Below are 24878 nucleotides of genomic sequence, written 5' to 3'. Positions count from 1 at the left end.
AAAAGGTCTCGCGCTGTGTCACACCCAGCACACAGAATCGGGGGATGCTCAGTCGCGCCCTGCCCCGCCGTTCCGAAGCCCGGCGGATGCTCATCGGCACGCTGTTGTCGGCGATCGGGCGCGGCCTCACCCTGCCGTTCCTGTTCATCTACCTGACCGACGTCCGGGGTCTCACCGACACCCGCGCCGGCCTGGTGATCGGTTGGTACGGCGTGATCACCCTGGCGCTCTCGCCGATCGGCGGCGCGCTCATCGACCGGTTCGGCGCCCGCCGGATCCTGCTGTCGGGCCTGCTGATCGAGGCGGTCGGCACCGGGTCGCTGGCGCTGGTCGACTCGAGCGCCTCGGCGTTCGGGGTGATGACGCTGGTGGCGATGGGCAGCTCGGTCATCTGGCCGGGGCAGAACACGATCCTCGCCTCGCTCACCGACGCCGACGAGCGGCAGCGCGTCTTCGGGCTGAACTTCGCCCTGCTCAACCTCGGCATCGGCGTCGGCGGCCTGACCTCCGGCGCGATCGTCGACACCGCCCGCGAGGTCACCTTCCAGGCGATCTACGTGCTCGACGCGATCAGCTACCTGATGCCCGCGCTGATCCTGCTGACCCTGCCGCACGTGGGCCACCGGCTCGCCGCCGGACCGGCCGGGGAGCGGACGTCGGCCGGCGGCTACCTCACCGTGCTGCGCGACCGCCCGTTCCGGCGGCTCGTCATCTTCGGCCTCGTCCTGACCACCTGCGGCTACGCGCAGATCGAGGTCGGCTTCACCGCCTACGCCGTGCGGGTGGCCGAGGTGACGCCGCGCGTGGTCGCCTGGGCGCTGGCCGGCAACACGGTGATGATCGTGCTCTCCCAACTGCTGGTCCTGCGGCGGATGGAGGGGCGCAGCCGCACGGGCGGGCTGGCGGTCGTGGGCGCGGTCTTCGCGATCGCCTGGCTGGTCCTGGGGGCCGGGGGCGTGGTCGGGCCGAGCAACGCGCTGGTCGCCGCCCTCTGCGTCGTCGCCTGCTCGGCGATCTTCGGCTTCGGCGAGACGCTGCTGTCGCCGGTGATGCCGGCGCTGACGAACGCGCTCGCCACGGACGCGCTGCGCGGCCGGTACAACGCCATGAGCTCGATGATCTTCGGCATCAGCGGCGTGATCGGCCCCGTCACGGCGGGCCCGCTGCTCGGTGCGGCCGACGGCCGGATCTGGGTCGCGGTGGTCGTCAGCGGCTGCCTGGTGGCCTCGCTCATCGCGCTCTCCCTGCGCCGGCTGCTCACGCCGGCCCAGGACGGTCGCGCGCCGGCCGCCCCGCCGGCCGCCGAACCGGCCCCCGCCAAGGCCTGACCGCACCACTCCGCCGACACGCGGCCCGTTGACGGCGGTCGCCTGGACGGCGGTCGCACGAGCCGTGGACGGCGGTCGCACGAGCCGTGGACGGCGGTCGCGGAGCGTCCGGCCTCCGGCGCCGCTGACGGCGACGGGCCCCGGAGCATCCGCTCCGAGGCCCGTCGCCCGTGCGTCCGCCGTCAGGCGGTGGGAACCTCCGCGGTGGTGCGGATGCGGTCCAGAGCCGGCGCCGAGACCGGGGACTCGGCGGTCAGGTAGGCCACGAACGCGTCCAGGTCGATCATGCCGGTGACCGCGTTGGTGCCGCCGGTGAGGACGGTGAAGCCGTCGCCGCCGCCGGAGAGGAAGTTGTTCACCGTGACCCGGTACGTGGCGTCGGCGGTGACCGCCACCCCGCCGAGGGTCAGGCTGCCCCGGACGACCCGGGTGCCCGTGCAGGCGTCGGCGACGGTGCCGGTGGTGCCGGCCGGGTCGACGACGTAGCGGACGGTCGACGACGGGTAGAGCGTCCGGCCGGTGACGAACTGCTGCTCCAGCATGCAGTAGAGCTGCGCGCCGGTGAGGTCGAGCGTCACGAGGTTGTTGCCGAACGGCTGCACCGTGAACGCCTCCTCGTAGGTGACCGGGCCGGCGTCGAGGTCGGCGCGTACGCCACCGGGGTTCATGAAGGCGGCGACGGCGCCCTGCTCGTCGTCGGTGGCGGCGAGCTGCGCGTCGGCGATCACGTTGCCCAGCGGGGACTCGCCCAGGGTCGTACCGAAGAGGGTCTCCTGGGTCTTCTTGATCTCCTGGGTGGTCCGGCCGACCTCGCGGCCGGCCACCGGGCCGAGCACGGTCTTGTAGCGGTTGATCAGGTCGGTCTGCGCCCGGTCCGGGGCGACGTCCCGGGTGACCACCACGTTCTCGGCCTTGGCGCTGATCACGTCGCCGGTACGCCGGTCGATGGAGAGGTCGATGTCGGTGACCAGGCGACCGAAGGAGCTGGCGCTGGTGACCAGCTTGCCGGCGATGTCGCAGTTGTACGCCTGGTGGGTGTGGCCGCTGACGACCACGTCGATGGACGGGTCCATCCGGTTGGCGATGTCCACGATGGGGCCGGAGATGCCCTTGCAGTCGTTGATGCCGCCGGTCGCGTCCTGGGTGCCGCCCTCGTGCAGCAGCACGACGATGGTCTCGACGCCCTGGCGGCGCAGCTCGCGGGCGTACCGGTTGGCGGTCTGCGCCTCGTCGGCGAAGGTCAGGCCGGCGACGCCCTGCTGGCTGACGATCCGCGGGGTGCCCTCCAGCGTCATGCCGATGAAGCCGACCTTGACGCCCTGCACCTTGTGGATGGCGTACGGAGCCAGCAGCGGCTGGCCGGTCGCGGTCTTGAACGCGTTCGCGGAGAGGTACTGGAAGCCGGCGCCCTCGTACGGGGTGCCATCGACGCAGCCGTCGACCGGGTGGCAGCCGCCGTTCTGGATGCGCAGCAGCTCGTCCGCGCCCTCGTCGAACTCGTGGTTGCCGACGCTGGCGTAGTCGAGCCCGGCCAGCGAGAGCGCCTCGATGGTCGGCTCGTCGTGGAACGCGGCGGAGAGCAGCGGGGAGGCGCCGATCAGGTCGCCGGCCGCCACGGTGATGGTGTTCTGCTTCTTGGCGTGCTTGCGCAGCTCGGCGAGCTGGGTGGCGAGGTATTCGGCCCCGCCGGCGGGCTGCCCGGCGATGGTGCCGTTGGTGGTGCCGGACGGCGGTTCGAGGTTGCCGTGGAAGTCGTTGAGGGCGAGCAGCTTGACGGCGACCGGCTTCGGGCCGGCGTCCGCCTGGTCGGGGGTGGTCGTGACCGCGCCGAAGGCGGTCACGGCGAGCGCGGTCAGGCCGATGGCGGCCCGGCGCATCCCGGGGATGGACATGGAACTCCTCGTGGGAAGCCGGCGCGGGCACCCGGGTGACGGTCCACCCCGGGGGTGGGCCGCGCCGTCGACAGGTTCGGTCGCGGTGGCGACGGTGGCCGAGCGCCGCCGCGTCGCGGACAGCCTCTCATCGTCGCCCGCCCCGGTCGACCGGGGCGGGAGTGCAGACCTGCGCAAACTCGCGGCCGGCGACCGTCCGGACGGGCGTTTCCGACATGCCCGGCAGCGTGGGCGCCGGCCTACGGAGGGATGCGGCCGGCCCCGGCTGCCCGGGGCCGGCCGCCCGCCTCAGCAGTACGTGTAGCTGCCCTTGCTCCCCCACGAGCAGGAGTCGATCAGGGTGCCGGACGAGTTGCGCAGGGACGCCTTGTCCCCGGTGTTGTTCCAGATGTAGGCGCCCGAGCCCCAGTAGCGGTGGGTCGAGCTGTTGGTGCCCTTTCCGGTGTGCACGACGACGCTGGCGCCCGGGGCCAGCCGGAAGTCGCCGGAGAACTTGTAGACGTGGTTGGACTGGTCGCGCAGCGTCCAGTACTTCAGGTTGACGGTGGTGGAGCGCCGGTTGGTCAGCCGGACGTACTCGGCGTTCAGGCTGGAGTTCGAGCGGTTGTCGGCGCCCGGCGAGTTGTAGTAGGCCTTGGTGATCTGGACGGCCGGGGTGGCGGCCTGGGCCGGGCCGGCGGTGGTCAGCGACACGCCCACCGTGACGGCGAGCGCCACCGCGAGACCGATCAGCCTTCTCCTCATGCGATTCCCCCACACACAGACGGCCGGTCGTGGAGCCGGCGGATGAGCCGTGCCCGCGCACGGCCGGCCGAGGTTATCGATCTCCGGTGGTGATTGTGGACGGTTGAACGACCGCCACGGCGATTGCGTCCGCCCGGTCGATCCGCTGCCGGCCGGCGGGACGTGCACCGCTCGTCCGACCGACCGCCGGGGTCTCCGTGCGGCGCGACGACGGCCACCGAGCGTCCCGCCCCCGCCCGGCGTTCGGCGTCGGAGGCCGTACGGTACGGCGGTCAGCCCGGCACCTGGCGCCGGTCCGTGGTCAGCGCGGCACCTCGGGCCGGTCCGTGGTCAGCCCGGCACCCTCGCGCCGGTCCGTCCCGGTGATCAGCGCCGCGACGGCCGCGGCGTCCCAGGCGCCGGCGACCCCGGGCCGGGCCAGCAGGTAGCGGGCGATCCGGTCGGCGTTCCAGCCGTGCGACTCGCGCAGGCCACGGGCGATCATGTCGAGGTAGGCCGGGGCCGGGGCCCGCCACGGCACCTCGGACGCCGCCCACGGAGCGGTGAAGGTCAGCAGCGGGAGCCCGTCGAGCCGGCCTGGGCAGAGCAGGGTCTCGTACCGGCCGGGGCCGAGGGTGGCCCTCCCGGTGGCGACGGCCTCGGCGATCAGGCCGGCGTCGGCGCCGGGTTCCCGGTACATCTCCTGGGCGGCCACGTCGGCGAACTGCCCGACGTCGAGCAGGTAGGCCCGGGCCGCCGCCTCGCCGGGGAGCGCCGGGTCGTAGAACGCCATCCCGCCGGTCCACGCCCGCGACTCGCCGGCGAAGTAGACGCCGCCGGGTAGCGACACCGGCACCGTACGCCTGGGGGGTCGCGGGTCCCGGCAGCCCGGATACGTCCGCCGCCCGCCGGGCGGGCAGCCTCCCGCCAGGTAGAAGCCGAGCCGGGCGGCGTGCATGTTCGACCCGTACGCGACGTACCAGACCTCGCCCACCACGGCCGACCGGTCCCGGCGGTCAGAAGCCGCAGGTCATGCCGGCGGCGTGGCTGGCCTGCACCAGGTGTGTGACGCAACCGCTCCCGGTGACCTTGTGCAGCAGGAAGCCGGTCGGCTCGACGACCCAGCCGAACTGGTCGTCGGCGCTGGTGGTGAGGGAGCTCTGCCGCCAGGTGCTCGGCGCGGTGGTGAGCACCGTGCCGGCGAAGGTCACGGTGACCGGGCGGTGGACGTGCCCGGCGACCACCCGGACCACGTGCGGGTGGCGGGCGACCACCTCGGCCAGTTCGTCGCCGTCGGTCAGCCGGATGTCGTCGAGGAACGGGATGCCGACCGGTGCCGGCGGGTGGTGCAGGCAGACCACGGCCGGCACCTCGGGTCGACCGGCCAGCACCCCGTCCAGCCAGCCGAGCTGGTCCTCGCCGAGGCAGCCGGCGTCGCCCCCGCCCGGCATCAGGGAGTCCAGCACCACGACCGTCGCCTCCGGGTGGTCCACGTGGTAGTGCGCCGAGAAGCCGCCGCCGAGCCACGGCGTGCCCCCGAACGCGTCCAGCAGCGACTCCCGGTCGTCGTGGTTGCCGGCGACCAGGTGCACCGGCAGCGGGAACCGGCCGATGACCTCGCGCAGCGTCGCGTACTCGTCGGGGCGGCCACGGTCGACCAGGTCGCCGGTGATCACCACGCAGTCGGGTCGCGGGTTCAGCGCCAGCACCCGGCCCAAGGCGCGGTGCAGGCCGGCGGCCGGCTCGGCGGCGAGCACGCCGGTGGTCAGGTGCGAATCACTGAGCTGGGCGATGAGCATCGGTGCCTCCACTCGACCGGGACCCTCACGCTATCGCCGCAGGCCCCGGCGCGCGGCCCGCCCGTACCCACAGGCCCTGTCCACAGCCTGTGGATGGCACATGTGTACGAAAGCGTCGACGATCTTGATTTCCGCTGGTCCCGCGCCTGCCTGAGTACGCTTGATCGCGGGCCCGTCCGCCGGTCGCGGCCCTCCCTACCTGGAACGACGTGCCGAGTGGATCACGAGCGAGTCATCCGTGACGTCACGGTCCGCCTCCCCATGGCGTCGACCGTCGTCGAGGCGTGCCGGTGGACCGTCACCGCGCTCGCCCGCCACGCGCCGGCCACCATCTCCGTCCTGCTGCACGTCCACGACCGGCTCCGCTGCGTCGCGGCCACCGGCTCGTGGCAGGTCTTCTCCACCGTGCCGCCGAAGACCGGGATCGTGGGCCGGGTGTACGCCTCCGGCGAGACCGCCGTCGTGCCCGACGTCGCCGCCGACCCCGACTACATCCCGGTACGCCCCGACGTCACGGCCGAGGTGTGCGTACCGGTGCTGGACCCGGCGGGCCGGGCCATCGGGGTGCTGGACCTCCAGTGGTGCGGCCCGGCCGACCTCGGCCCGTGGCGCGACACCGCCGAGCGGCTGGCGGCCCGCCTCGGGGCCCGGATCGTGGCGCTCGGCGGGCCACCGCCGGAGAGCCGCAGCGAGAAGCTCCTGCGGCACGCCGCCGCGCTGACCTCCGCGTCGACGGAGTGGGACCTGTTCGCCGCCGCGATCGCCGCCGCCCGGGACGTGTCCACGCTCTCCGCGGCGGTACTGGTGCTCGTGGGCCCGGACGGGCCCCGCCTGGGTACGCCGCCGGCCACCCCCGGTGAGCTGGAGGCCCGGATCCGGGCGGAGCTGACCGAGGCGGACCCCGCCGCGCTGGACGGGCTGGTGGCTCGCGCCCACCGCCACGGCGTGGGCTACACGCTCGGCGAGGCGGGACACCCGCCCGTGCCCGACCACCGGCCGCTGACCCGGGCCGGGGTGCGCACGCTGGTCGCCGTGCCCGTCGGTCGGCCCGACGACGGCGGGGTGCTGCTGGTGGCCGACGAACGGCTGCTGCGCCCCGACCCGACCACGGTCAACCTGCTGGAGCTGCTCGCCGGCCAGGCGTGGAGCTGCCTCGACCGGCTGCGTACCCTGGCCCGCCTGCGCGAGCAGGCCAACTCGGACCCGTTGACCGGGCTGCGGCACACGGGGCCGTTCGGCCAGCGGATCGCCGTGGCCACCCCGGGGCGTACGGCCCTGCTGGCGATCGACGTGGACGGCTTCAAGGCCGTCAACGACACGTACGGCCACCAGGCCGGCGACCGGGTGCTCGTCCGGCTGGCCCGGGCCCTGGAGGGGGCGCTTCGGCACGGCGACGAGCTCTACCGGATCGGCGGCGACGAGTTCGTGGCGGTGATCGAGGTGGGGCGCCCCGAGGAGGCGGTCCGGATCGCCGAGCGCCTGGCCGAGGCGGCGCGGCAGATCGGCCGCACGATCAGCGTCGGGGTGGCCCTTCCCCGCCCGGGCGAGTCACCCGAGGCCACACTGCGCCGCGCCGACCAGGCGCTCTACGCGGTGAAACGCCACGGCCGCGACGGCGTACGCCTGGCCCCCGCCTGACCGTCCCGCTGGCGCCGCGCCGCCCCTTCCTGCGGCGATCATGCAGTTGTGGTGCCCCCCGCGAACGCCACAGAAGAGCATCAATCGCCCACCACAAGTCCATGATCGACGCGGGTGGGGGGGTGGGGGTGGGTTAGCGGGGGGTTAGTTCCTTGGCCAGGAGTTCGGCTATCTGGGCCGTGTTGAGGGCGGCGCCCTTGCGGAGGTTGTCGCCGGTGACGAAGAAGTCCAGGGCGCGGGGGTCGTCGACGGCGCGGCGGATCCGGCCCACCCAGGAGGGGTCGGTGCCGACCGCGTCGATCGGCATCGGGAACTCGCCCGAAGCCGGGTCGTCGACCAGGATCACCCCGGGCGCGTTCCGCAGCACCTCGCGGGCGCCCTCGGCGTCGACCTCGGTGGCGAAGACCGCGTGCACCGCGACGGAGTGGCCGGTCACCACCGGCACCCGTACGCAGGTGGCGGAGACCTTCAGGTCGGGCAGCCCGAGGATCTTGCGCGACTCGTTGCGCAGCTTCATCTCCTCGGACGACCATCCCGCGTCGACCAGGGAACCCGCCCAGGGCACCACGTTGAGCGCCAGCGGCGCGGGGAACGGGCCCACGTCGTCGCCGACCGCCTGGCGTACGTCGCCGGGGCGGGAGCCGAGCACCCGGTCTCCCGCGATCTTGGTGAGCTGGGCGTGCAGGGTGTCCACGCCGTTCTGGCCGGCGCCGGAGGCCGCCTGGTAGGAGGCGAGCACGAGTTCGCGCAGCCCGTACTCGCGGTGCAGCGGGGCGATCGCGATGATCATCGCCAGCGTGGTGCAGTTGGCGTTGGCGATGATCCCCTTCGGCCGGTTGCGTACCTGCTCGGGATTGATCTCCGGCACCACCAGCGGGACGTCGCGGTCCATCCGGAAGGCGCCGGAGTTGTCCACCGCGACGGCCCCGCAGCCGACCGCGATCGGGGCCCACCGCGCGGAGACCTCGTCCGGGACGTCGAACATGGCCACGTCGACGCCGTCGAACGCCTCCGGGGTCAGCGCCTGGACGGTCAACTCCTCGCCCCGGCACCGCACCCGCCGCCCGACCGAGCGCTCGGAGGCGAGCAGCCGGATCTCGCCCCAGACGTTCTTGCGGCCGCTGAGCAGCTCGCACATCACCGTGCCGACGGCACCGGTCGCCCCGACCACGGCCAGGGTGGGCAGCGGCGACACGGGGGCTACCGTCCCGTCCCCGCGTAGACGACGGCCTCGGTGTCGCCGCCGAGGTCGAAGGCCTCGTGGATGGCGCGTACGGCGGCGTCCAGGTCGGTGTCGCGGCAGACCACGGAGACCCGGATCTCCGAGGTGGAGATCATCTCGATGTTCACCCCGGCCGCGCCGAGCGCGGCGAAGAAGCCGGCCGCGACGCCGGGGTGCGAGCGCATTCCCGCCCCGATCAGCGAGACCTTGCCGACGTGGTCGTCGTAGAGCAGGCCCTTGAACTTGACCGACTCCTGGATCTTGCTGAGGGCGGCCATGGCCGTCGGGCCGTCGGCCTTGGGCAGCGTGAAGGAGATGTCCGTGCGGCCCGTGCCCTCGGTGGAGACGTTCTGCACGATCATGTCGAGGTTGATCTCGGCGCCGGCCACGGTGTCGAAGATCCGCGCGGCGGCGCCCGGCTCGTCGGGCACCCCCACGATCGTGATCTTGGCTTCGCTGCGGTCGTGCGCGACCCCGGTGATCAGTGCCTGCTCCACGGGAAGGTCCTCCATCGATCCGGTGACCATCGTGCCGGTGTTGGTCGAGTATGACGAACGGACGTGGATCGGCAACCCCGCCCGGCGGGCGTACTCCACGCTGCGCAGATGCAGGATCTTGGCGCCACAGGCGGCCAGCTCCAGCATCTCCTCGTAGGTGATCTGGGTGATGTGCCGCGCGTTCGGCACGATCCTCGGGTCGGCGGTGAAGACGCCGTCCACGTCGGTGTAGATCTCGCAGACGTCCGCGTGCAGCGCGGCGGCGAGCGCCACTGCGGTGGTGTCGGAGCCACCCCGGCCCAGCGTGGTGACGTCCTTGGTGTCCTGCGAGACGCCCTGGAAGCCGGCGACGATGACCACCGCGCCCTCGTCGAGCGCGCCCTTGAGCCGCCCCGGCGTGACGTCGATGATCCGCGCCCGGCCGTGCACCGACGTGGTGATCACGCCCGCCTGCGAGCCGGTGAACGAGCGGGCCTCGTACCCCAGGTTGTGGATGGCCATGGCGAGCAGCGCCATGGAGATCCGCTCCCCGGCGGTGAGTAGCATGTCCAGCTCGCGGCCAGGCGGCAGCGGGCTGACCTGGTTGGCCAGGTCGAGCAGCTCGTCGGTCGTGTCCCCCATGGCGGAGACGACCACGACGACGTCGTCGCCGGCCTTGCGGGCGGCGACGATGCGCTCGGCCACCCGCTTGATCCGCTCCGCGTTGGCGACGGAGGACCCGCCGTACTTCTGCACCACGAGTGCCACGACGGTGCACTCCCTCCCAGCGACGACCCTGAGCGTGCCGACGCCGCCGGATTTCAGCCGGCGGCGCGTGTCAGACGCACCCAGGGTATCGGTCGGGCGACTCGGCCGGGTCAGGTGATCCCACGATCCGGCCCGGCGGCCCGGGGCGGAGTGGTGCGCGACACGCCGGGGGCGCCGCGCGTGGCAGGGCCCCGCGCGTCGTTTCCGGGCCGCAGAATGGCCCCGTGCACGCCCATCTCCGCCCGGCCGGTCCCCCCGCGAAGCCCGCGCGCCCGCCGGTGCGCCCGGCCCGACGCCTGGCCGGTCCGCTCGCGCTCGCCCTGCCCGCGCTCCTCGTCGCCTGCACCGCCGACGAACCGGTCACCCGGCCGACGCCCACCTCGACACCGGTGCCGGCGGGGGTGGACGCGGCGCGCGACGAGCTGGCGGCGCTCGCAGCCGCCGCGCAGGACCGGCACCTGGTCGCCAGCTACACGCTGCGCGCCCCGGAGTCCCCCGACCGGACGATCCTGGTGACCAGCGCGAACGACGGGAGCTGGCGGGTCGACGTGCCGGGCGGCGCGCTCGGCGGGACCGCCGACGTCTCGTTCGCCGCCACCGCCGACGGGCTGTTCCAGTGCGCCCTGCCGTCCGCCGCCCGGCCCGAGCCGGCGGTCTGCGTACGCCTCGGCGACCGGGACGAGGCCGTGCCCCGCCGGCTCGACCCCCGGGTGCAGCACCCGTTCACCGACTGGCTGGACGTGCTGACCGACCGGCGGGCCCCGCTCGCCGTCTCCCCCGCCGAGCCGCCACCCGGCGCGTCCGGCGCCTGCTACTCGGTCGAGACCACCTCGGCGTCGATCAACGCGCCGCTGGACGTCGGAATCTACTGCTACGGCCCCGACGGCACGCCCACGGCGGTACGCACCGCGTCCGGCACGCTGATCCTCGCCGGGACACCCGCGCCCGCCCCGGCCACCGTGCAGCTGGCCGGGCCGGTGGTCGACGCCGAGCCGCTCGGCACGGCGGCTCCTGACCCGACCGCGGAGGCGACCACGAGCCCGAGCGCGGAAACGCCGTGACCGCCCGTGACGTTACGGTGCCGTTCGCCACATTCGGACATCCCGCCCTTAAGCACTGAATCGCCCTTACGGGATACTTGTCCCATGGCCGACCTCACCCCGCTGCTCGCGTTCCGCTGGAGCCCCCGGTCCTTCGACCCGGTGGCGGAGCTGTCCCGCGAGGACGCGTCCGCGCTGCTGGAGGCGGCCCGCTGGGCCCCCTCGGCCGGCAACGCCCAACCGTGGCGGTTCGCGCTCGGACACCGCGACGACGAGACGTTCAAGCGGATCCTGGTCAACCTGCCGGAGGCCGACCAGCGGTGGGCGCAGCGCGCCGCCGCCCTGCTGCTCGGCGCGCACCGGACCGGATCCGCCGGGCACGCGTACGACCTGGGCCAGGCCGTCGCCCACCTCACCGTGCAGGCCACCGCGCTCGGCCTGCACGTACGCCAACTGCACGACCTCGACCACGCCGGCCTGGCCGCCGACCTCGACCTGCCGGCGGACGTACGACCGCACGTGGTGGCGGCCGTCGGGCAGCTCGGCGACCCGCTCAGCCTCCCCGCCGACCTGCTGCGCTCCGAGACCGGCCTGCGTCGCCGGCTCCCCCTGGCCGAACTCCTGCTGACCAGCCAGGCTGCGAAGTGCGTCTCATAGTCCGGACCCGCCTTCCCGCACCCCGGCCCGCCACGTAGGGTTACCTGGTCATGTGGCGGGCGTACCTTCTCCTTGGTCGCCGCGACGAGGCCTGAAGGCCGGCACCTCGTCGCGGAGTCGAACCGCGCCGTCCAGCACATCCGAAACTTCCCATCGGCAACCGCCCGGGCACCGTCGCCCGGCACCTGGCCGACACCTTCCGATTGCTGACGCCACATGTTCCAGGGAGCACTCCGTCATGGCTCAACCCATCGCCGACGCTGAGACCGACCCGATCGCCCGGCAGCGCCCCAGCCGGATGCCGTACCACCGCTACCAGCCGTACCACCAGCAGTTCCGGCTCGACCTGCCCGACCGCACCTGGCCGACCCGGCACGTCGAGGCCGCGCCGCGCTGGTGCGCGGTGGACCTGCGCGACGGCAACCAGGCGCTGATCGACCCGATGTCGCCGGAGCGCAAGCGCCGGATGTTCCAGCTGCTCGTGCAGATGGGCTACAAGGAGATCGAGGTCGGCTTCCCCTCGGCCAGCCAGACGGACTACGACTTCGTACGCCAGCTCATCGAGCAGGACCTGATCCCGGAGGACGTCACGATCCAGGTGCTCACCCAGTGCCGGGAGCACCTGATCGACCGGACCTTCGAGTCGCTGCGCGGCGCGCGGCGGGCGATCGTGCACTTCTACAACTCGACCTCCACGCTCCAGCGGCGGGTGGTCTTCGGGCTGGACCGCGACGGCATCGCCGACATCGCCACCCAGGGCGCGCGCCTCTGCCGCAAGTACGCGGAGATCCACACCCCGGACACGGACATCCACTACGAGTACTCGCCCGAGTCCTACACGGGCACGGAGCTGGAGTACGCGCTGGAGGTCTGCGCCAAGGTCATCGAGGTCATCGACCCGACCCCGGACCGCAAGCTGATCGTCAACCTGCCGGCGACCGTCGAGATGGCCATGCCGAACGTCTACGCCGACTCGATCGAGTGGATGCACCGGCACCTGCCCCGCCGCGACAGCCTGGTGCTGAGCCTGCACCCGCACAACGACCGGGGCACGGGCGTCGCCGCCGCCGAGCTGGGGCTGCTGGCCGGCGCGGACCGGGTCGAGGGCTGCCTGTTCGGCAACGGCGAGCGCACCGGCAACGTCGACCTGGTGACGCTGGGGCTGAACCTCTTCTCCCAGGGCGTCGACCCGATGATCGACTTCTCGAACATCGACGAGGTGCGGCGCGCCGTCGAGTACTGCAACCAGCTCCCGGTGCACGAGCGCCACCCGTACGCGGGCGACCTCGTCTACACCGCCTTCTCCGGCTCCCACCAGGACGCGATCAAGAAGGGCTTCGACGCGCTCGCCAAGGACGCGGCGGCGGCCGGCGTGCCGATCGACAAGCACACCTGGGCGGTGCCCTACCTGCCGGTCGACCCGAAGGACCTGGGCCGCACCTACGAGGCGGTCATCCGCGTCAACTCGCAGTCCGGCAAGGGCGGCGTCGCGTACATCATGAAGAGCGAGCACCAGCTCGACCTGCCGCGCCGGCTCCAGATCGAGTTCTCCGGCGTGGTCCAGCAGGTCACCGACCACGACGGCGGCGAGGTCGACCCGGGCACCATGTGGGAGATCTTCGCCACCCACTACCTGATCGACCACCAGGTCGACCCGGCGCTCGCCCTGGACGGCTACGCCATCGGCACCGCCGAGGGCAAGGTCGAGATCGAGGCCCGCGTCGGCCTGGGCGGGGAGCCCCGCTCGCTGACCGCCGTCGGCAACGGCCCGATCGACGCGTACGTCAACGCGCTCCAGTCGGTGGGCGTGGCGGTACGCGTGCTCGACTACCACGAGCACGCGCTCTCCTCCGGCGGGGACGCGCAGGCCGCCGCGTACGTGGAGTGCGAGGTCGACGGTCGTACGGTCTGGGGCGTCGGCACCGACGCCAACATCGTCACCGCCTCCGTGAAGGCCGTGACGAGCGCCGTCAACCGCGCCCGCGCCTGACTTCCGGGTAAGGAAGGGCAGCCAGCCCGCTGAGGCAGGTTGCCCTTCCTACCGCTTCGGTGGGCGGTGGATGAGCAGGGCGGCCATCGCCGCCCCGGCCAGCAGCAGGCCGGCGCACCAGAGCATCGCGCCCCGGTACGCGCCGGTCAGCGCGGCCGGCTGCGCGTAGCCGGAGCCGGAGAGGCCGACCAGCAGCGGGAGCGCGGCCACCGCCAGCAGACCACCCGCCCGGGACGCCGCGTTGTTGAAGCCGCTCGCCACGCCGGCGAACCGGTCGTCGACAGCGGCCAGTACGGAGGCGGTCAGCGGCGCCACCACCAGCGTCAGCCCGATCCCGAAGAGCACCACCCCGGGCAGCACGTCCCGCCAGTACGACGCGCCGGGGCCGACGCCGCGCAGCAGCACCAGCCCCGCGGCGGCGACCACCGGCCCGACGGCCAGCGGCAGCCGCGGCCCGATCCGCGCCGACAGCGCGCCCGCCCGCGCCGAGCCGACCAGCAGCAGCACCGTCATCGGCAGCAGCGCGACCCCGGTGAGCAGCGCCGACCAGCCGACCACGTTCTGCAGGTAGACGGCGAGAAAGAACGTGAAGCCGCCGAGCGCCGCGTAGACGAGCACGGTGAAGACGTTCAGCACCGAGAAGAGCCGGCTGCCGAACAGGCCGGTGGGCAGCATCGCGCCGTCCCCCCGGCGCCGCTCGACCAGCACGAAGGCCACCGCGCCGACCACGCCCGCCAGCACGGCGACGAGCACCGGCACCGAGTCGAGGCCCCGGACGGGGGCGTCGATCAGCGCGTACGTGACGCCGGCCAGGGCGAGCGCGCCGAGCAGCGCGCCGGCCACGTCGAACCGGCGGCGGTGTCGTCCCGGCCCCCCGGTGCGGGACGCGGCCTCGTCCCGGCTCTCCGGCACCCAGCGCAGCGCCGCCAGCACCACGAGCACGGCCAGCGGCAGGTTGAGGAAGAAGATCCACCGCCAGGAGAGCGCGTCGACCAGCCAGCCGCCGAGGAAGGGGCCGAGCGCGGTGGAGACGCCGGAGAGCCCCGACCAGGCGCCGATGGCGCGGCCCCGGTCGTCCGGGTGGAAGCTGGCCTGGAGCACCGACAGCGAGCCGGGGGTGAGCAGCGCGCCCCCGGCGCCCTGGAGGAACCGGGCCGCGATCAGCCACTCGGTGCCCTGGGCCAGGCCGCAGAGCAGCGACGCGAGGGTGAACCAGACCACCCCGAGCAGGAAGACCCGCCGCCGCCCGAAGCGGTCGCCGAGCGCGCCGCCGAGCAGGACGAAGGCGGCCAGCATGAGCAGGTACCCGTTGACCGTCCACTGGAGACCGGCGACGGTCGCGTCCAGGTCCGCACCGAGGCGGGGCAGCGCCACGTTGACCACGGTGGTGTCGAGGAAGACCATGCCGGAGGCGAGGACGGCGGCGAGCAGGGTGCCCCGCCCGTGCGCGGTGCCCAGCCGGAGCGCGGGCGTGGTTTCGGTCATGGCGTCCAATCTGCCCCGCACGATATGAGAGACGCCACGAATCGCCGAAAGCGGGCCCGGGTACTGTGCGGGATCGCCGGGAGCCCGCAAGCTGGAGAGGTGTCGTCTGTGCGTACCAGATCAGGACCGCGCGCCGCAGTGACGGCCGCGCTCGCCGCGGCGCTGGCGCTCGGCGCGGCCGGTTGTGTCGCCGTCGACGAGCCGGACGTCGCGCCGAGCAGCGGGGGTAGCGGCGGCAACGCCGCGCAGAAGCTGACCCAACTCACCGTGGCCACCGCCGGGTCGATGAAGGGCTACAGCCGCAGCCGCTTCCCGCACTGGCGGGACACCGGCAAGAACTGCGACGTACGCGACAGCGTGCTGAAACGCGACGGGGAGGACATCAAGCTCTCCGGCTGCAACGTGGTCGGCGGCCACTGGGAGAGCGTCTACGACGGCCGCGCGTTCACCGACCCGTCCGACGTGGACATCGACCACACGGTGCCGCTGGCGAACGCTTGGCGCTCGGGCGCCGACGAGTGGGACGACGCGAAGCGTGGCGAGTTCGCCAACGACCTGGACCGGCCGCAGCTCATCGCGGTTTCCGCGTCCTCCAACCGGGCAAAGGGTGACCAGGACCCGTCCCAGTGGAAGCCGGCGAACCGGTCGTTCTGGTGCCAGTACGCCGACAACTGGGTGACGGTCAAGCACCACTGGCGGCTGACGGTGACCAGTGCCGAGAAGGCCGCCCTGACCGACATGCTGGAGGGCTGCACATGGGCGAGCAAGCCGTGACCGGAGCCGGGGCGACCCCCGCCCCGGAGCAGACGCCGGACGCCACCGGGGAGGACGCGGCGGCGGCCACCGGCAGCGCGCCGCCCGGGCCGACCACGGCCGGCATGACGGCGGACGGCGCGGCCGGCACGACCAGCGGCGTGCCGGGGGCCGGGATGGCCGCCGACGCCGAGGGCACGTCGACCGCCGCGCGGGAGCGTACGGCCGACGTCGTGCCCGGCCCGGGCGGGGTGATGACTGACGAGGTCGGGGTGGTCACCGGCGAGCTGACCCTGCGCACCGCGTACGCCGACGGCCAGGTGACGCTGACGGTGCAGTACCGGGAGGCCGACGAGTGGTACAGGGTCACCGGCGGCACGGTCGCGCTGGCCGACCCGGCCGGGCTGGACGCGGTGCACGGCATCGCGGTCGCGCTCCTGCACCGCCCGGAGGGCTGACCGCCGACCGCCCGGACGCGGCCCCTCGACCGGGGCCGCGTCCGCGACGCGGATCAGACGTACGAGCCGGGCTCGTTGGGGGCGGAGACGGTGTGCGGCTCCTCGCCCTCGCCGACCGGCCGGGTGAGCTGCACGCTGACCTTGTGCGGGCGCAGTTCCCCGCTGGCGATCCGCTCGGCGAAGTGGCAGGCGACCCGGCTGCCGCCGACGTCCCGCAGCGCGGGCCGCTCGTCGGCGCAGCGGGTCGGCTGCGCCCACGGGCAGCGGGTGTGGAACCGGCAGCCCGCCGGCGGGTTGGCCGGCGAGGGCAGGTCGCCGGCGAGCAGGATGCGCTCGCGGCGGTCCTCCACGTCCGGGTCCGGCACCGGCACCGCCGACATCAGCGCCCGCGTGTACGGGTGCATCGGCTCCGTGTAGAGCCGGTCGCTCGGCGCCTCCTCGACCAGCGCGCCCAGGTACATCACGCCGACGGTGTCGGAGATGTGCCGGACCACCGCGAGGTCGTGCGCGATCACCAGATAGGTCAGGCCGAGGGTGTCCTGGAGGTCGTCGAGGAGGTTCACCACCTGGGCCTGGATCGACACGTCGAGCGCGGAGACCGGCTCGTCGGCGACGATCAGGTCGGGCCCGAGCACCAGCGCCCGGGCGATGCCGATGCGCTGCCGCTGGCCGCCGGAGAACTCGTGCGGGTAGCGGGAGAGCGCCCAGCGGGGCAGGCCGACCTTGTCCAGGGTCTCGCCGATGACCCGGCGCCGCTCGTCCCGGTTGCCGCCGATGCCGTGGGCCTGGAGGCCCTCGGTGAGGATCGACTCGACGTTCTGCCGGGGGTCCAGGCTCGACATCGGGTCCTGGAAGATCATCTGCATCCGGCGGCGCATCGACCGCAGCCTGCCCGCCGGCAGCTTCGTCAGCTCGACACCGTCGAACCGGACCTCGCCGCCGGTGGGCGGGGTGAGCTGGAGCAGCGCCCGCCCCAGCGTCGACTTGCCGCAGCCGGACTCGCCGACCAGGCCGTACGTCTTGCCGCGCGGGATGCTGAGGTCGACGCCGTCGACCGCCTTCACGTGGCCGATCGTCCGGTCGAAGATCACCCCCCGGCGGATCGGGAAGTGCACCTTCAGGTCGCGGACCTCGACGAGGAATTCGCTCTCGGTCACGGCTTCTCCTCCTCGCGCGGGGCGGGCACCTGGCCCGCGGTCGCCTCCGCCGCCGGAGCGGTGGCGGCCGGCGCCTCCGCCGGGGCGGCGCTGGTGGCGGCCGGCGCCCCCGCAGGCGCGGTGCTGCTGGTGGCCAGCCGGGGCGCGGTGCCGGGCACCGGCGCCGGGTTGACGCAACGGTAGCTGCGGCCGTCGTGGGCGAGCACCAGCGCGGGCGGCTCCCCCACGCACTCGTCGACCCGGCGGGTGCAGCGCGGCGCGAAGGCGCAGCCGTCCGGCCAGGGCAGCAGGTCGCGGACCGAACCCGGGATCGGGTTCAGCCGCTCGCCGCGCCCGGCGTCCAGGCGCGGCACCGAGGCGAGCAGCCCCACGGTGTACGGGTGCCGGGGCTCGCGGAACAGCGGGCGCCGGCGGGCCGTCTCCACCACCCGGCCGCCGTAGAGCACGTTGATGGAGTCGCACATGCCGGCGACCACGCCCAGATCGTGCGTGATCATCACGAGGGCGGTGCCGGACTCCCGGACCAGCTCCTTGAGCAGCTCCAGGATCTGCGCCTGGATGGTGACGTCCAGCGCCGTGGTCGGCTCGTCGGCGATCAGCAGCCGGGGCTGGCAGGCCACCGCCATCGCGATCAGGGCGCGCTGGCGCATGCCGCCGGAGAGCTGGTGCGGGTACTCCTTCAGCCGCCGCTTCGGGTCGGGGATGCCGACCCGGTCGAGCAGCGACGCGGCCTCCTTCTCGGCCGCCGCGCCCTTCATCCCCCGGTGCCGGGTGAGCACCTCGGTCACCTGCAACCCGATCGGGATCACCGGGTTCAGCGACGAGAGCGGGTCCTGGAAGATCATCGCGACGTCGCGGCCCCGGATGTCCCGCCGGGAGCGGTCGTCGAGCTGGAGCAGGTCCGTGCCGTCGAAGACCGCCTTGCCGCCGACGCGCAGGCCCGGCTGCTTGGGCAGCAGGCCCATGATCGCCAGCGAGGTGACGCTCTTGCCGCAGCCGGACTCGCCGACCAGGCCGACCACCTCGCCCGCGTCGACGGAGAAGGAGACCCCGTCGACGGCGTGCACGGCGCGCTGACCGCGCCGGGCGAAGGTGACGGAGAGATCTTCGACATCAAGCAGAGCCATGTCGGGCCCGCCTTTCGTTCGCGACTGCGGGGCTCGCAAGCTCACTCCTCGCGCTCACCGGGCCCTACTTCCGCAGCTTCGGGTCGAGTGCCTCGCGCATCGCCTCGCCGAGCAGGGTGAAGCCCAGCGCGGTGACGATGATGGCGAGGGCGGGCAGGATCGCCAGCCGGGGCGCGGAGTCGAGGTACTGCTGCGCGTCGGCGAGCATCACACCCCACTCGGGGATGGAGGCGTCGTTGTTGCCGAGCCCGAGGAAGGAGAGCGCCGCGGCCTCGATGATCGCGGTGGCCAGGGTGAGGGTGGCCTGCACGATGACCGGGGCGAGCGAGTTCGGCACCACGTGGGTCAGCGCGATCTTCGGCTTCTTCACGCCCAGCGAGACGGCGGCCAGGACGTAGTCGCTGTTGGCCTGGGAGATCATCGAGCCGCGCAGCAGCCGGGCGAAGACCGGCACCGACACCACGCCGACCGCGATCATGACCGTGGTCAGCCCGGCGCCGAGCAGGGCGGCGATGCTGATCGCCAGCAGCAGGCTCGGCATGGCCAGCAGCATGTCGACGAAGCGCATCAGCACGTTGTCGACCGCCCGGCCCCACCGGCCGCCGAGGCCGGCGGCCGCGCCGGCGATCCCGCCGATCAGCGAGCCGACCGCGAGGCCGATCAGGGTGGAGACCACGCCGACCAGCAGGGTCTGCCGGGCGCCGACGATCATGCGGCTGAACTCGTCGCGACCGATGTGGTCGACGCCGAACCAGTTCTCGGCCCGGAAGCCGGGGAAGTCGCCGAGACGGATCTCGCTCTTCCAGAGCTGGGCGTCGGGGGCGTGCGGGACGAAGAACGGCCCGAGGATGGCGACCAGCAGGAACAGGCTCAGGATCACCGCGCCGACGATCGCCGCCGGGTTGCGCCGCAGCCGGCGGAACGCCTCCTTCCAGAGGCTGACGCCGCGCTCGTCCTCCCGGGCCGCCAGCTCGGCGAGCCGGTCGATCTTTTCCTTCTTGGTGCCGCCGGTGATCGTCATCGGACCCTCACCCTCGGGTCGATCAGGCTGTAGGAGAGGTCGACCAGGAGGTTCACCAGCACGTACACCACCGCGATGATCAGGATGAAGCCCATCAGCACGGGATAGTCACGTTGGCTGATCGCCTCGTAGATGAAGGCTCCGATGCCGCTGAAGGCGAAGACGGTCTCGGTCAGCACCGCGCCGGAGAGCAGGCCGCCGGTGAGCAGGCCGATCGAGGTGACCACCGGCAGCATGGAGTTGCGCAGCACGTGCCGGCGCCGGACCGTGCTCTCGGTCAGGCCCTTCGCCTCGGCGGTGCGGACGAAGTCCTCGTTGAGCACCTCCAGCACGCTGGCACGGGTGATCCGGACGATGATCGCCAGCGGGATGCTGGCCAGCGCGACGGCCGGCAGCACCAGGTGCCAGAGCGCGTCGGCGGCGGCATCCCACTCCCGCGTCATGATCCCGTCGAGGACGAAGAAGTTGGTGACCCGCGTCGCCCCGAGCGTCGGGTCCTGCCGGCCGCTCGCCGGGAACCAGCCGAGGTTCTCCGCGAAGATCGCCTTGAGCACGTACGCGAGGAAGAAGACGGGGATGCAGATGCCGATCAGGGAGCCGCCGACCGAGAGGTGGTCCAGCATCCGGCCGCGGCGCCGGGCCGCCAGGTAGCCCAGCGGGATGCCGACGCCGACCGCGATCAGCATCGCCGTGACGGAGAGCTCCACCGTGCCGGGGAAGCGCTCGACGAACTCGGTGACCACCGTCCGCTTGGTGGAGGTCGACGTGCCCAGGTCGAGGCGGATCAGCCGCCGCACGAACCGGCCGTACTGCACCAGGATCGGCTCGTCGAGGCCCATGTTGCGCCGGATCGCGGCGCGCATCTCGGGCGTCCCGCGCTCACCGAGGATGGCGGTCTCGGGACCGCCGGGCAGTCGGCGGAGCCAGATGAACAGCAGGAGGGAGAGCCCGAACAGCGTGGGTATCAGCTGAAGCAGGCGTCTGACGATGAACCGGAACACGGCGGCCTCGAAAGGGGTACGGAGGGTCGTGGGCGGGCGCTGCCGAAACAGCGCCCGCCCACGACTCGGAGCGTCAGATCAGGACTTGAACTCGGCGGTGGAGAACCGCTCGTCGGTGAGCGGGCTCGCCTTGACCCCGGTCACGTCCTTGCCGAACACGATCGCCGGCGGCGAGTGCGACACCGGGACGCCGGGCAGGAAGTCCATGATGGCCTTGTTCAGGGCCTTGTACTTCTCGGTCCGGGCCGCCACGTCGGCGGTGCTGTCCGCGTCCTTGAACTGGTCGAACAGGGCCTTGTTGGTGAAGCCCCACTCGGCCTTCGGCCGGTCGAACATGGTGCCGATGAAGTTGTAGCCGTCGCCGTAGTCACCGGTCCAGCCGAGGAAGTGCAGGTCGTGCTTGTTGCCCGAGGTGGTGGCGTTCAGGTAGTCCGGGCTCCACTTGAGCGGGATGGCCTGGACGTTGATGCCGACCGCCTTGAGGTCCGCCGAGAGCAGCTCGAAGATGTCCTTCGGGTTCGGCATGTACGGCCGGGTGACCTCGGTCGGGTAGTGGAACCGCAGGGTCAGGTTCGTCGCGCCGGCCTCGGCCAGCAGCGCCTTCGCCTTCGCCGGGTCGTAGTTGTACTTGGTGACGTCGCCGTTCCAACCCTCGACGGTGTCCGGCATGAAGTTGTCGGCGACCTTGGCGCCCGGGGGCAGCTTCGAGTCGACGAGAGCCTGCCGGTTCAGCGCGTGCGCGATGGCCTGGCGGACCTTCACGTCGGCGAGCTTCGGGTTCCCCTTCTGGTTCATGGCCAGGTAGAGGATGTTGAACGCCGGGCGGGTCAGGACGTTGAAGCCCTCACCCTTCAGCGGCTCGACGTCGGCCGGGCCGACCAGGTCGTACCCCTGGATGTCGCCGGAGCGCAGCGCCTGCTTGCGCGCGTTCTCGTCCGAGATCGTCTTGTAGATGAGGGTCTTCAGCTTCGCCTTGGTGCCGGCGTAGTCCTCGTTGCGCTCGATGGTGAGCGTCTTGTTGGCGACGTCCCAGGACTTGAACTTGAACGGGCCGGTGCCGGTCGGGTGCGCCGTGGCGTAGGCCGGGTACTTGATGTCCTCGGCGGTGCCGCCCACGTTGCTGGCGTCGTACTTCTCCAGCGCGGTCGGGCTGTGCATCGAGAACGAGGGCAGCATCAGCGCGGCCGGGATCTTGCTGGAGACCCGGGTGAAGGCCAGGTCGACGGTCGTGGCGTCCTTGGCGGTGCAGGACTTGAAGAGGCTCGGCGGCAGGTCCGCGCTCTCGTTCTTGGCGAAGCCGCCCATGACGTCCTGCCAGTACGGGGTCACGTCCGGGCTCTGCATGAGGCCCTTGGCGTTGTACCAGCGGTCGAAGTTCTTGCAGACCGCCTCGGCGTTGAATTCGGTGCCGTCGTGGAACTTCACGCCGGAGCGCAGCTTGAAGGTCCACGTGGTGCCGGCGGCGTCCGGGGTCCAGGTCTCGGCCAGACCGGGGGTGACCTTGGTGCCACCCTCCTCCGGACGGACCAGCGTCTCGAAGACCTGACGCGCCACGCGCAGCGACTCACCGTCGCTGGCGAAGCTCGGGTCGAGCACCTTCGGATCTCCGGCTACGCCGAAGACGAGGGTGTCCTTCTTGCTACCGCCGGAACTGTCATCGCGGTTGCTCTCGGCGCAGCCTGCTACCGCGAGGGCCGCGACCGCGACGGCCGCGAGGGCGACCTTCGGCCTGGATGCACGCATGGGTGCTTCACCTCGTCCTTGGGGTTACGGACAATCGTGGTGACAGGGGTCACCGATCGCCGTGACATTAGCCGCCGTTCGGACCGGCGGGAAACCGTCGCGGAACCGGTTGGTACCGGATCGTGTCTTAACCGATGCGCACCGCCTCAGCGGCTGTTCCGGACCGCCGACAAAGGGGCGCTATGTCCGGGTTGGGCGATGCCGATTTGTTACATCGATCGTCGCCTGCATCGCTGCGATGTCAGACCCCACAGTGGATCCGACAGTGCCCGTACGACGATGGTCGGCACCCGAATCGGGTGCCGACCATAGCGGAAACGTCAGACGGCGCGACGGCCCTCGAAGGCGCGGCCGAGGGTGATCTCGTCGGCGTACTCCAGGTCGCCGCCGACCGGCAGACCGCTCGCCAACCGGGTCACCGAGATGCCCATCGGCTTGACCATCAACGCCAGGTACGTCGCGGTCGCCTCGCCCTCGGTGTTCGGGTCCGTGGCCAGGATCAGCTCCCGCACGGTGCCGTCGCTGAGCCGGGCCATCAGCTCGCGGATGCGCAGATTGTCCGGCCCGATCCCCTCCAGCGGATTGATCGCCCCGCCGAGCACGTGGTAGCGGCCCCGGAACTCCCCGGTCCGCTCGATCGCGACCACGTCCTTCGGCTCCTCGACCACGCAGAGCACCTCGTCCGTGCGGCGCGGATCGCGGCAGATCCGGCACCGGTCGGACTCGGCCACGTTGTAGCAACTGGTGCAGAACCGCACCAGCTCCTTGACCTTGCGCAACGCCCCGGCCAGCCGGTTGACGTCGGCCGGGTCGGCGGACAGGACGTGGAAGGCGATCCGCTGTGCGCTCTTCGGGCCCACGCCCGGCAGCCGCCCCAGCTCGTCGATCAGGTCCTGGATGGCGCCCTCGTACATCTGCCGCTCAGAAACCGGGCAGGCCGAGGCCGCCCATGCCGCCGGTGACCGGGCCCATCTTCTTCTCGGTCAGCTCCCGCGCCGCCTCGGCGGCGTTGTGCATGGCCGCGACGACGAGGTCCTCCAGGGTCTCCACGTCCTCCGGGTCCACCGCCTTCGGGTCGATCTTGATCGACTTCAGCTCGCCGGTGCCCGCGACGGTCGCGGTGACCAGGCCCCCGCCGGCGGTGCCGGTCAGCTCCGCCTCGGCGAGCTCGGCCTGCGCCTTGGCGATCTGCTGCTGCATCTTCTGCGCCTGCTTCAGCATCTGCTGCATGTTCGGCTGTCCACCTGGGCGCACGGATGGCTCCTTCTCGCACTCGTCTGCTCGGCCGCCGCTCAGCCTATCGGCTGTGAGCAGCCTCGCCCCGCCCGGTGCTTCCCTCGCGCCGGGTCCGGGCGCACGATCACGGGACCGACCGGACGGAGGTGGCGGATGTCCCGGGAACAGGCCGCGGCGGCCATGGAACGACAGGCCCGAGCCTGCGCCGACATGGACGCCGCCCTCTACGCCCACCTGCTGGCGCGCGCCGCCGGTGACGTGCGGGCAGGCGGCCCGTGCGCCACCGTCATCAAGGGGTACGAGGACAGCGACGCCGACGCCCTCGTGTCGCTACGCCTGCTCGGCGGGGTGCACGCGCTGGTGCTGTCCGGCCGGGCACCCGGGCTGGCCCGGTTCTACCCGAGCGCGGGTGGGGCGTACCGGGCGGCGGACGCCCCCGCCTGCTGGGCCGCGTTCCGGGCGGTCGTCGAGGCCGAGCACGACACGCTGCGCGGCTGGCTGCGCCGACCGCCCCAGACCAACGAGGTCGGCCGGGCCAACCTGCTGCTCGCCGGCCTGCTGCACGCCGTCCACGAGGTGGGCGGGCTGCCGGTGCGCCTCGTCGAGCTGGGCGCGAGCGCCGGGCTGAACCTGCGAGCCGACCGGTTCCGCGTCGAGGCCGCCGGCTTCGCCTGGGGACCGGCCGACTCCCCGGTACGCCTGCCGGACGGCTGGCGGGGCGGGGTGCCCGACTGGCTACGGTCGGCGGCCGAGGCGTACCCCGAGCTGACCGTGGTGGAGCGGCTCGGCTGCGACGTCAGCCCGCTCGAGCCGGGCGACTCCGACGGCGCGCTGGCGCTGCGGGCGTACCTCTGGCCGGAGCACACCGCCCGCGCGGCCCGGCTGGCCGGCGCGCTGGAGCTGGCCGCGCGGCTGCCGGCCCGGGTCGTCGCGGCGGGGGCGGCGGACTTCCTCGCCGGGATCACCCCGCGCCCCGGCACGCTGACCGTGGTGTGGCACTCGGTGATGCGCCAGTACGTCCCGGCCGAGGAGTGGGCACGGGTCACCGCCGAGCTGGACCGGCTGGCCGCCGCCGACGGCACCGACGCGCCGGTCGCCCATGTCTCCTTCGAGCCGCACCCGCGGGAGGCCCGCAACGACTTCCAGCTCCGCGCCCGGCTCGGCACCGGCCCGGAACGCCTGCTGGCCGAGGCACACCCCCACGGCCTCCCGGCCTGGCCCGTCTAACCCCGCCCCGACCCGCCCGGCTGCCTGCCCCTGACCGACCCGACCCGCCTGACCGCCTGCCTCGACCGCCGCACCCGCGCCCTTGCCCTGCGCCACCGCTCCCACCGCCACCGCGCCCGCCGCGTCATCGCTGTCGC

22 protein-coding genes are annotated in these 24878 nt (G+C 72.8%); 8 read left to right on the top strand and 14 right to left on the bottom strand.

All coding sequences use genetic code 11. The features are described from left to right. The first annotated feature begins 44 nt into the window (after window positions 1-44). Window positions 45-1328, top strand: a complete 1284-nt coding sequence (locus tag EV374_RS22445; protein ID WP_132238483.1) for an MFS transporter — start codon at window positions 45-47, stop codon at window positions 1326-1328. Window positions 1329-1510: 182 nt separating this feature from the next. Here the strand turns inward: EV374_RS22445 and EV374_RS22440 are convergent, their stop codons facing one another. The 4 genes from EV374_RS22440 to EV374_RS22425 all read right to left on the bottom strand — a co-directional run bounded on the left by EV374_RS22440 (window position 1511) and on the right by EV374_RS22425 (window position 5742). Beyond that, a complete protein-coding gene (locus EV374_RS22440) occupies window positions 1511-3220 on the bottom strand; it encodes a bifunctional metallophosphatase/5'-nucleotidase (protein ID WP_132238481.1) in 1710 nt (569 codons plus the stop codon). 288 nt (window positions 3221-3508) lie between these two features. Continuing rightward, window positions 3509-3964 carry a lamin tail domain-containing protein gene (locus tag EV374_RS22435; RefSeq protein WP_132238479.1) on the bottom strand — a complete coding sequence of 152 codons (456 nt, stop codon included), beginning with the start codon at window positions 3962-3964 and terminating at the stop codon, window positions 3509-3511. Window positions 3965-4265: 301 nt separating this feature from the next. Next, entirely contained in the window at window positions 4266-4940 is a 675-nt protein-coding gene (locus tag EV374_RS22430; protein WP_486485895.1) for a histone deacetylase, read from the bottom strand. Window positions 4941-4959: 19 nt separating this feature from the next. Then, window positions 4960-5742, bottom strand: coding sequence for a phosphodiesterase (locus tag EV374_RS22425; protein WP_132238477.1), 783 nt, complete (start codon window positions 5740-5742; stop codon window positions 4960-4962). 216 nt (window positions 5743-5958) lie between these two features. Between EV374_RS22425 and EV374_RS22420 the strand changes: the two genes are divergently transcribed. Continuing rightward, the gene (locus tag EV374_RS22420; RefSeq protein ID WP_132238475.1) at window positions 5959-7380 is read left to right on the top strand and encodes a diguanylate cyclase; all 1422 of its coding nucleotides are present in this window, start codon (window positions 5959-5961) and stop codon (window positions 7378-7380) included. A gap of 133 nt (window positions 7381-7513) precedes the next feature. Here the strand turns inward: EV374_RS22420 and EV374_RS22415 are convergent, their stop codons facing one another. Both EV374_RS22415 and EV374_RS22410 read right to left on the bottom strand, forming a co-directional pair. After that, the gene (locus EV374_RS22415; RefSeq protein ID WP_132238473.1) at window positions 7514-8575 is read right to left on the bottom strand and encodes an aspartate-semialdehyde dehydrogenase; all 1062 of its coding nucleotides are present in this window, start codon (window positions 8573-8575) and stop codon (window positions 7514-7516) included. Between the two features lie 5 nt (window positions 8576-8580). After that, window positions 8581-9846 (bottom strand): aspartate kinase, encoded by a 1266-nt coding sequence (locus EV374_RS22410; protein ID WP_121401692.1) that lies wholly within the window; start codon window positions 9844-9846, stop codon window positions 8581-8583. A gap of 224 nt (window positions 9847-10070) precedes the next feature. Here EV374_RS22410 and EV374_RS22405 point away from each other — a divergent pair, with 224 nt between their 5' ends. The 3 genes from EV374_RS22405 to leuA all read left to right on the top strand — a co-directional run bounded on the left by EV374_RS22405 (window position 10071) and on the right by leuA (window position 13533). After that, window positions 10071-10907 carry a hypothetical protein gene (locus tag EV374_RS22405; protein ID WP_486485894.1) on the top strand — a complete coding sequence of 279 codons (837 nt, stop codon included), beginning with the start codon at window positions 10071-10073 and terminating at the stop codon, window positions 10905-10907. Window positions 10908-10991: 84 nt separating this feature from the next. Continuing rightward, window positions 10992-11543 carry a nitroreductase family protein gene (locus EV374_RS22400; RefSeq protein ID WP_132238471.1) on the top strand — a complete coding sequence of 184 codons (552 nt, stop codon included), beginning with the start codon at window positions 10992-10994 and terminating at the stop codon, window positions 11541-11543. 238 nt (window positions 11544-11781) lie between these two features. Then, entirely contained in the window at window positions 11782-13533 is a 1752-nt protein-coding gene (gene leuA, locus EV374_RS22395) for a 2-isopropylmalate synthase (protein WP_132238469.1), read from the top strand. Window positions 13534-13581: 48 nt separating this feature from the next. On the opposite strand, the gene EV374_RS22390 is transcribed toward leuA, so the two are convergent. Next, window positions 13582-15018 carry an MFS transporter gene (locus EV374_RS22390; RefSeq protein WP_132238467.1) on the bottom strand — a complete coding sequence of 479 codons (1437 nt, stop codon included), beginning with the start codon at window positions 15016-15018 and terminating at the stop codon, window positions 13582-13584. A gap of 108 nt (window positions 15019-15126) precedes the next feature. On the opposite strand from EV374_RS22390, the gene EV374_RS22385 reads away from it, so the two are divergent. Both EV374_RS22385 and EV374_RS22380 read left to right on the top strand, forming a co-directional pair. Beyond that, window positions 15127-15792: an HNH endonuclease family protein gene (locus tag EV374_RS22385; RefSeq protein ID WP_132238465.1), complete on the top strand. Its 666-nt coding sequence runs from the start codon at window positions 15127-15129 to the stop codon at window positions 15790-15792. Next, window positions 15774-16229: a hypothetical protein gene (locus EV374_RS22380; protein ID WP_132238463.1), complete on the top strand. Its 456-nt coding sequence runs from the start codon at window positions 15774-15776 to the stop codon at window positions 16227-16229. Before EV374_RS22385 ends, EV374_RS22380 begins: the two co-directional genes overlap by 19 nt. A 53-nt stretch (window positions 16230-16282) precedes the next feature. Here the strand turns inward: EV374_RS22380 and EV374_RS22375 are convergent, their stop codons facing one another. The 7 genes from EV374_RS22375 to EV374_RS22345 all read right to left on the bottom strand — a co-directional run bounded on the left by EV374_RS22375 (window position 16283) and on the right by EV374_RS22345 (window position 23508). Next, a complete protein-coding gene (locus EV374_RS22375) occupies window positions 16283-17386 on the bottom strand; it encodes an oligopeptide/dipeptide ABC transporter ATP-binding protein (protein WP_132238461.1) in 1104 nt (367 codons plus the stop codon). Then, the gene (locus EV374_RS22370) at window positions 17383-18513 is read right to left on the bottom strand and encodes an ABC transporter ATP-binding protein (RefSeq protein ID WP_132238459.1); all 1131 of its coding nucleotides are present in this window, start codon (window positions 18511-18513) and stop codon (window positions 17383-17385) included. The genes EV374_RS22375 and EV374_RS22370 overlap by 4 nt, the downstream gene beginning before the upstream one ends. 64 nt (window positions 18514-18577) lie before the next feature. Beyond that, on the bottom strand, window positions 18578-19534 hold the full coding sequence (locus EV374_RS22365) for an ABC transporter permease (RefSeq protein ID WP_132238457.1): 957 nt from the start codon (window positions 19532-19534) through the stop codon (window positions 18578-18580). Then, a complete protein-coding gene (locus tag EV374_RS22360; protein WP_132238455.1) occupies window positions 19531-20535 on the bottom strand; it encodes an ABC transporter permease in 1005 nt (334 codons plus the stop codon). The genes EV374_RS22365 and EV374_RS22360 overlap by 4 nt, the downstream gene beginning before the upstream one ends. A gap of 78 nt (window positions 20536-20613) precedes the next feature. After that, entirely contained in the window at window positions 20614-22278 is a 1665-nt protein-coding gene (locus tag EV374_RS22355) for an ABC transporter substrate-binding protein (protein ID WP_132238453.1), read from the bottom strand. A gap of 320 nt (window positions 22279-22598) precedes the next feature. Then, entirely contained in the window at window positions 22599-23192 is a 594-nt protein-coding gene (gene recR, locus EV374_RS22350; protein ID WP_089003014.1) for a recombination mediator RecR, read from the bottom strand. Window positions 23193-23199: 7 nt separating this feature from the next. Further along, complete coding sequence (locus EV374_RS22345) at window positions 23200-23508, bottom strand: YbaB/EbfC family nucleoid-associated protein (RefSeq protein ID WP_233600326.1); 309 nt, start codon at window positions 23506-23508, stop codon at window positions 23200-23202. 159 nt (window positions 23509-23667) lie between these two features. Between EV374_RS22345 and EV374_RS22340 the strand changes: the two genes are divergently transcribed. Beyond that, entirely contained in the window at window positions 23668-24741 is a 1074-nt protein-coding gene (locus tag EV374_RS22340) for a DUF2332 domain-containing protein (protein WP_132238451.1), read from the top strand. Window positions 24742-24878 lie beyond the last annotated feature (137 nt).

The sequence above is a fragment of the Micromonospora sp. CNZ303 genome, assembly GCF_004345505.1.
This window is presented reverse-complemented; position numbering and strand designations above follow the sequence as displayed.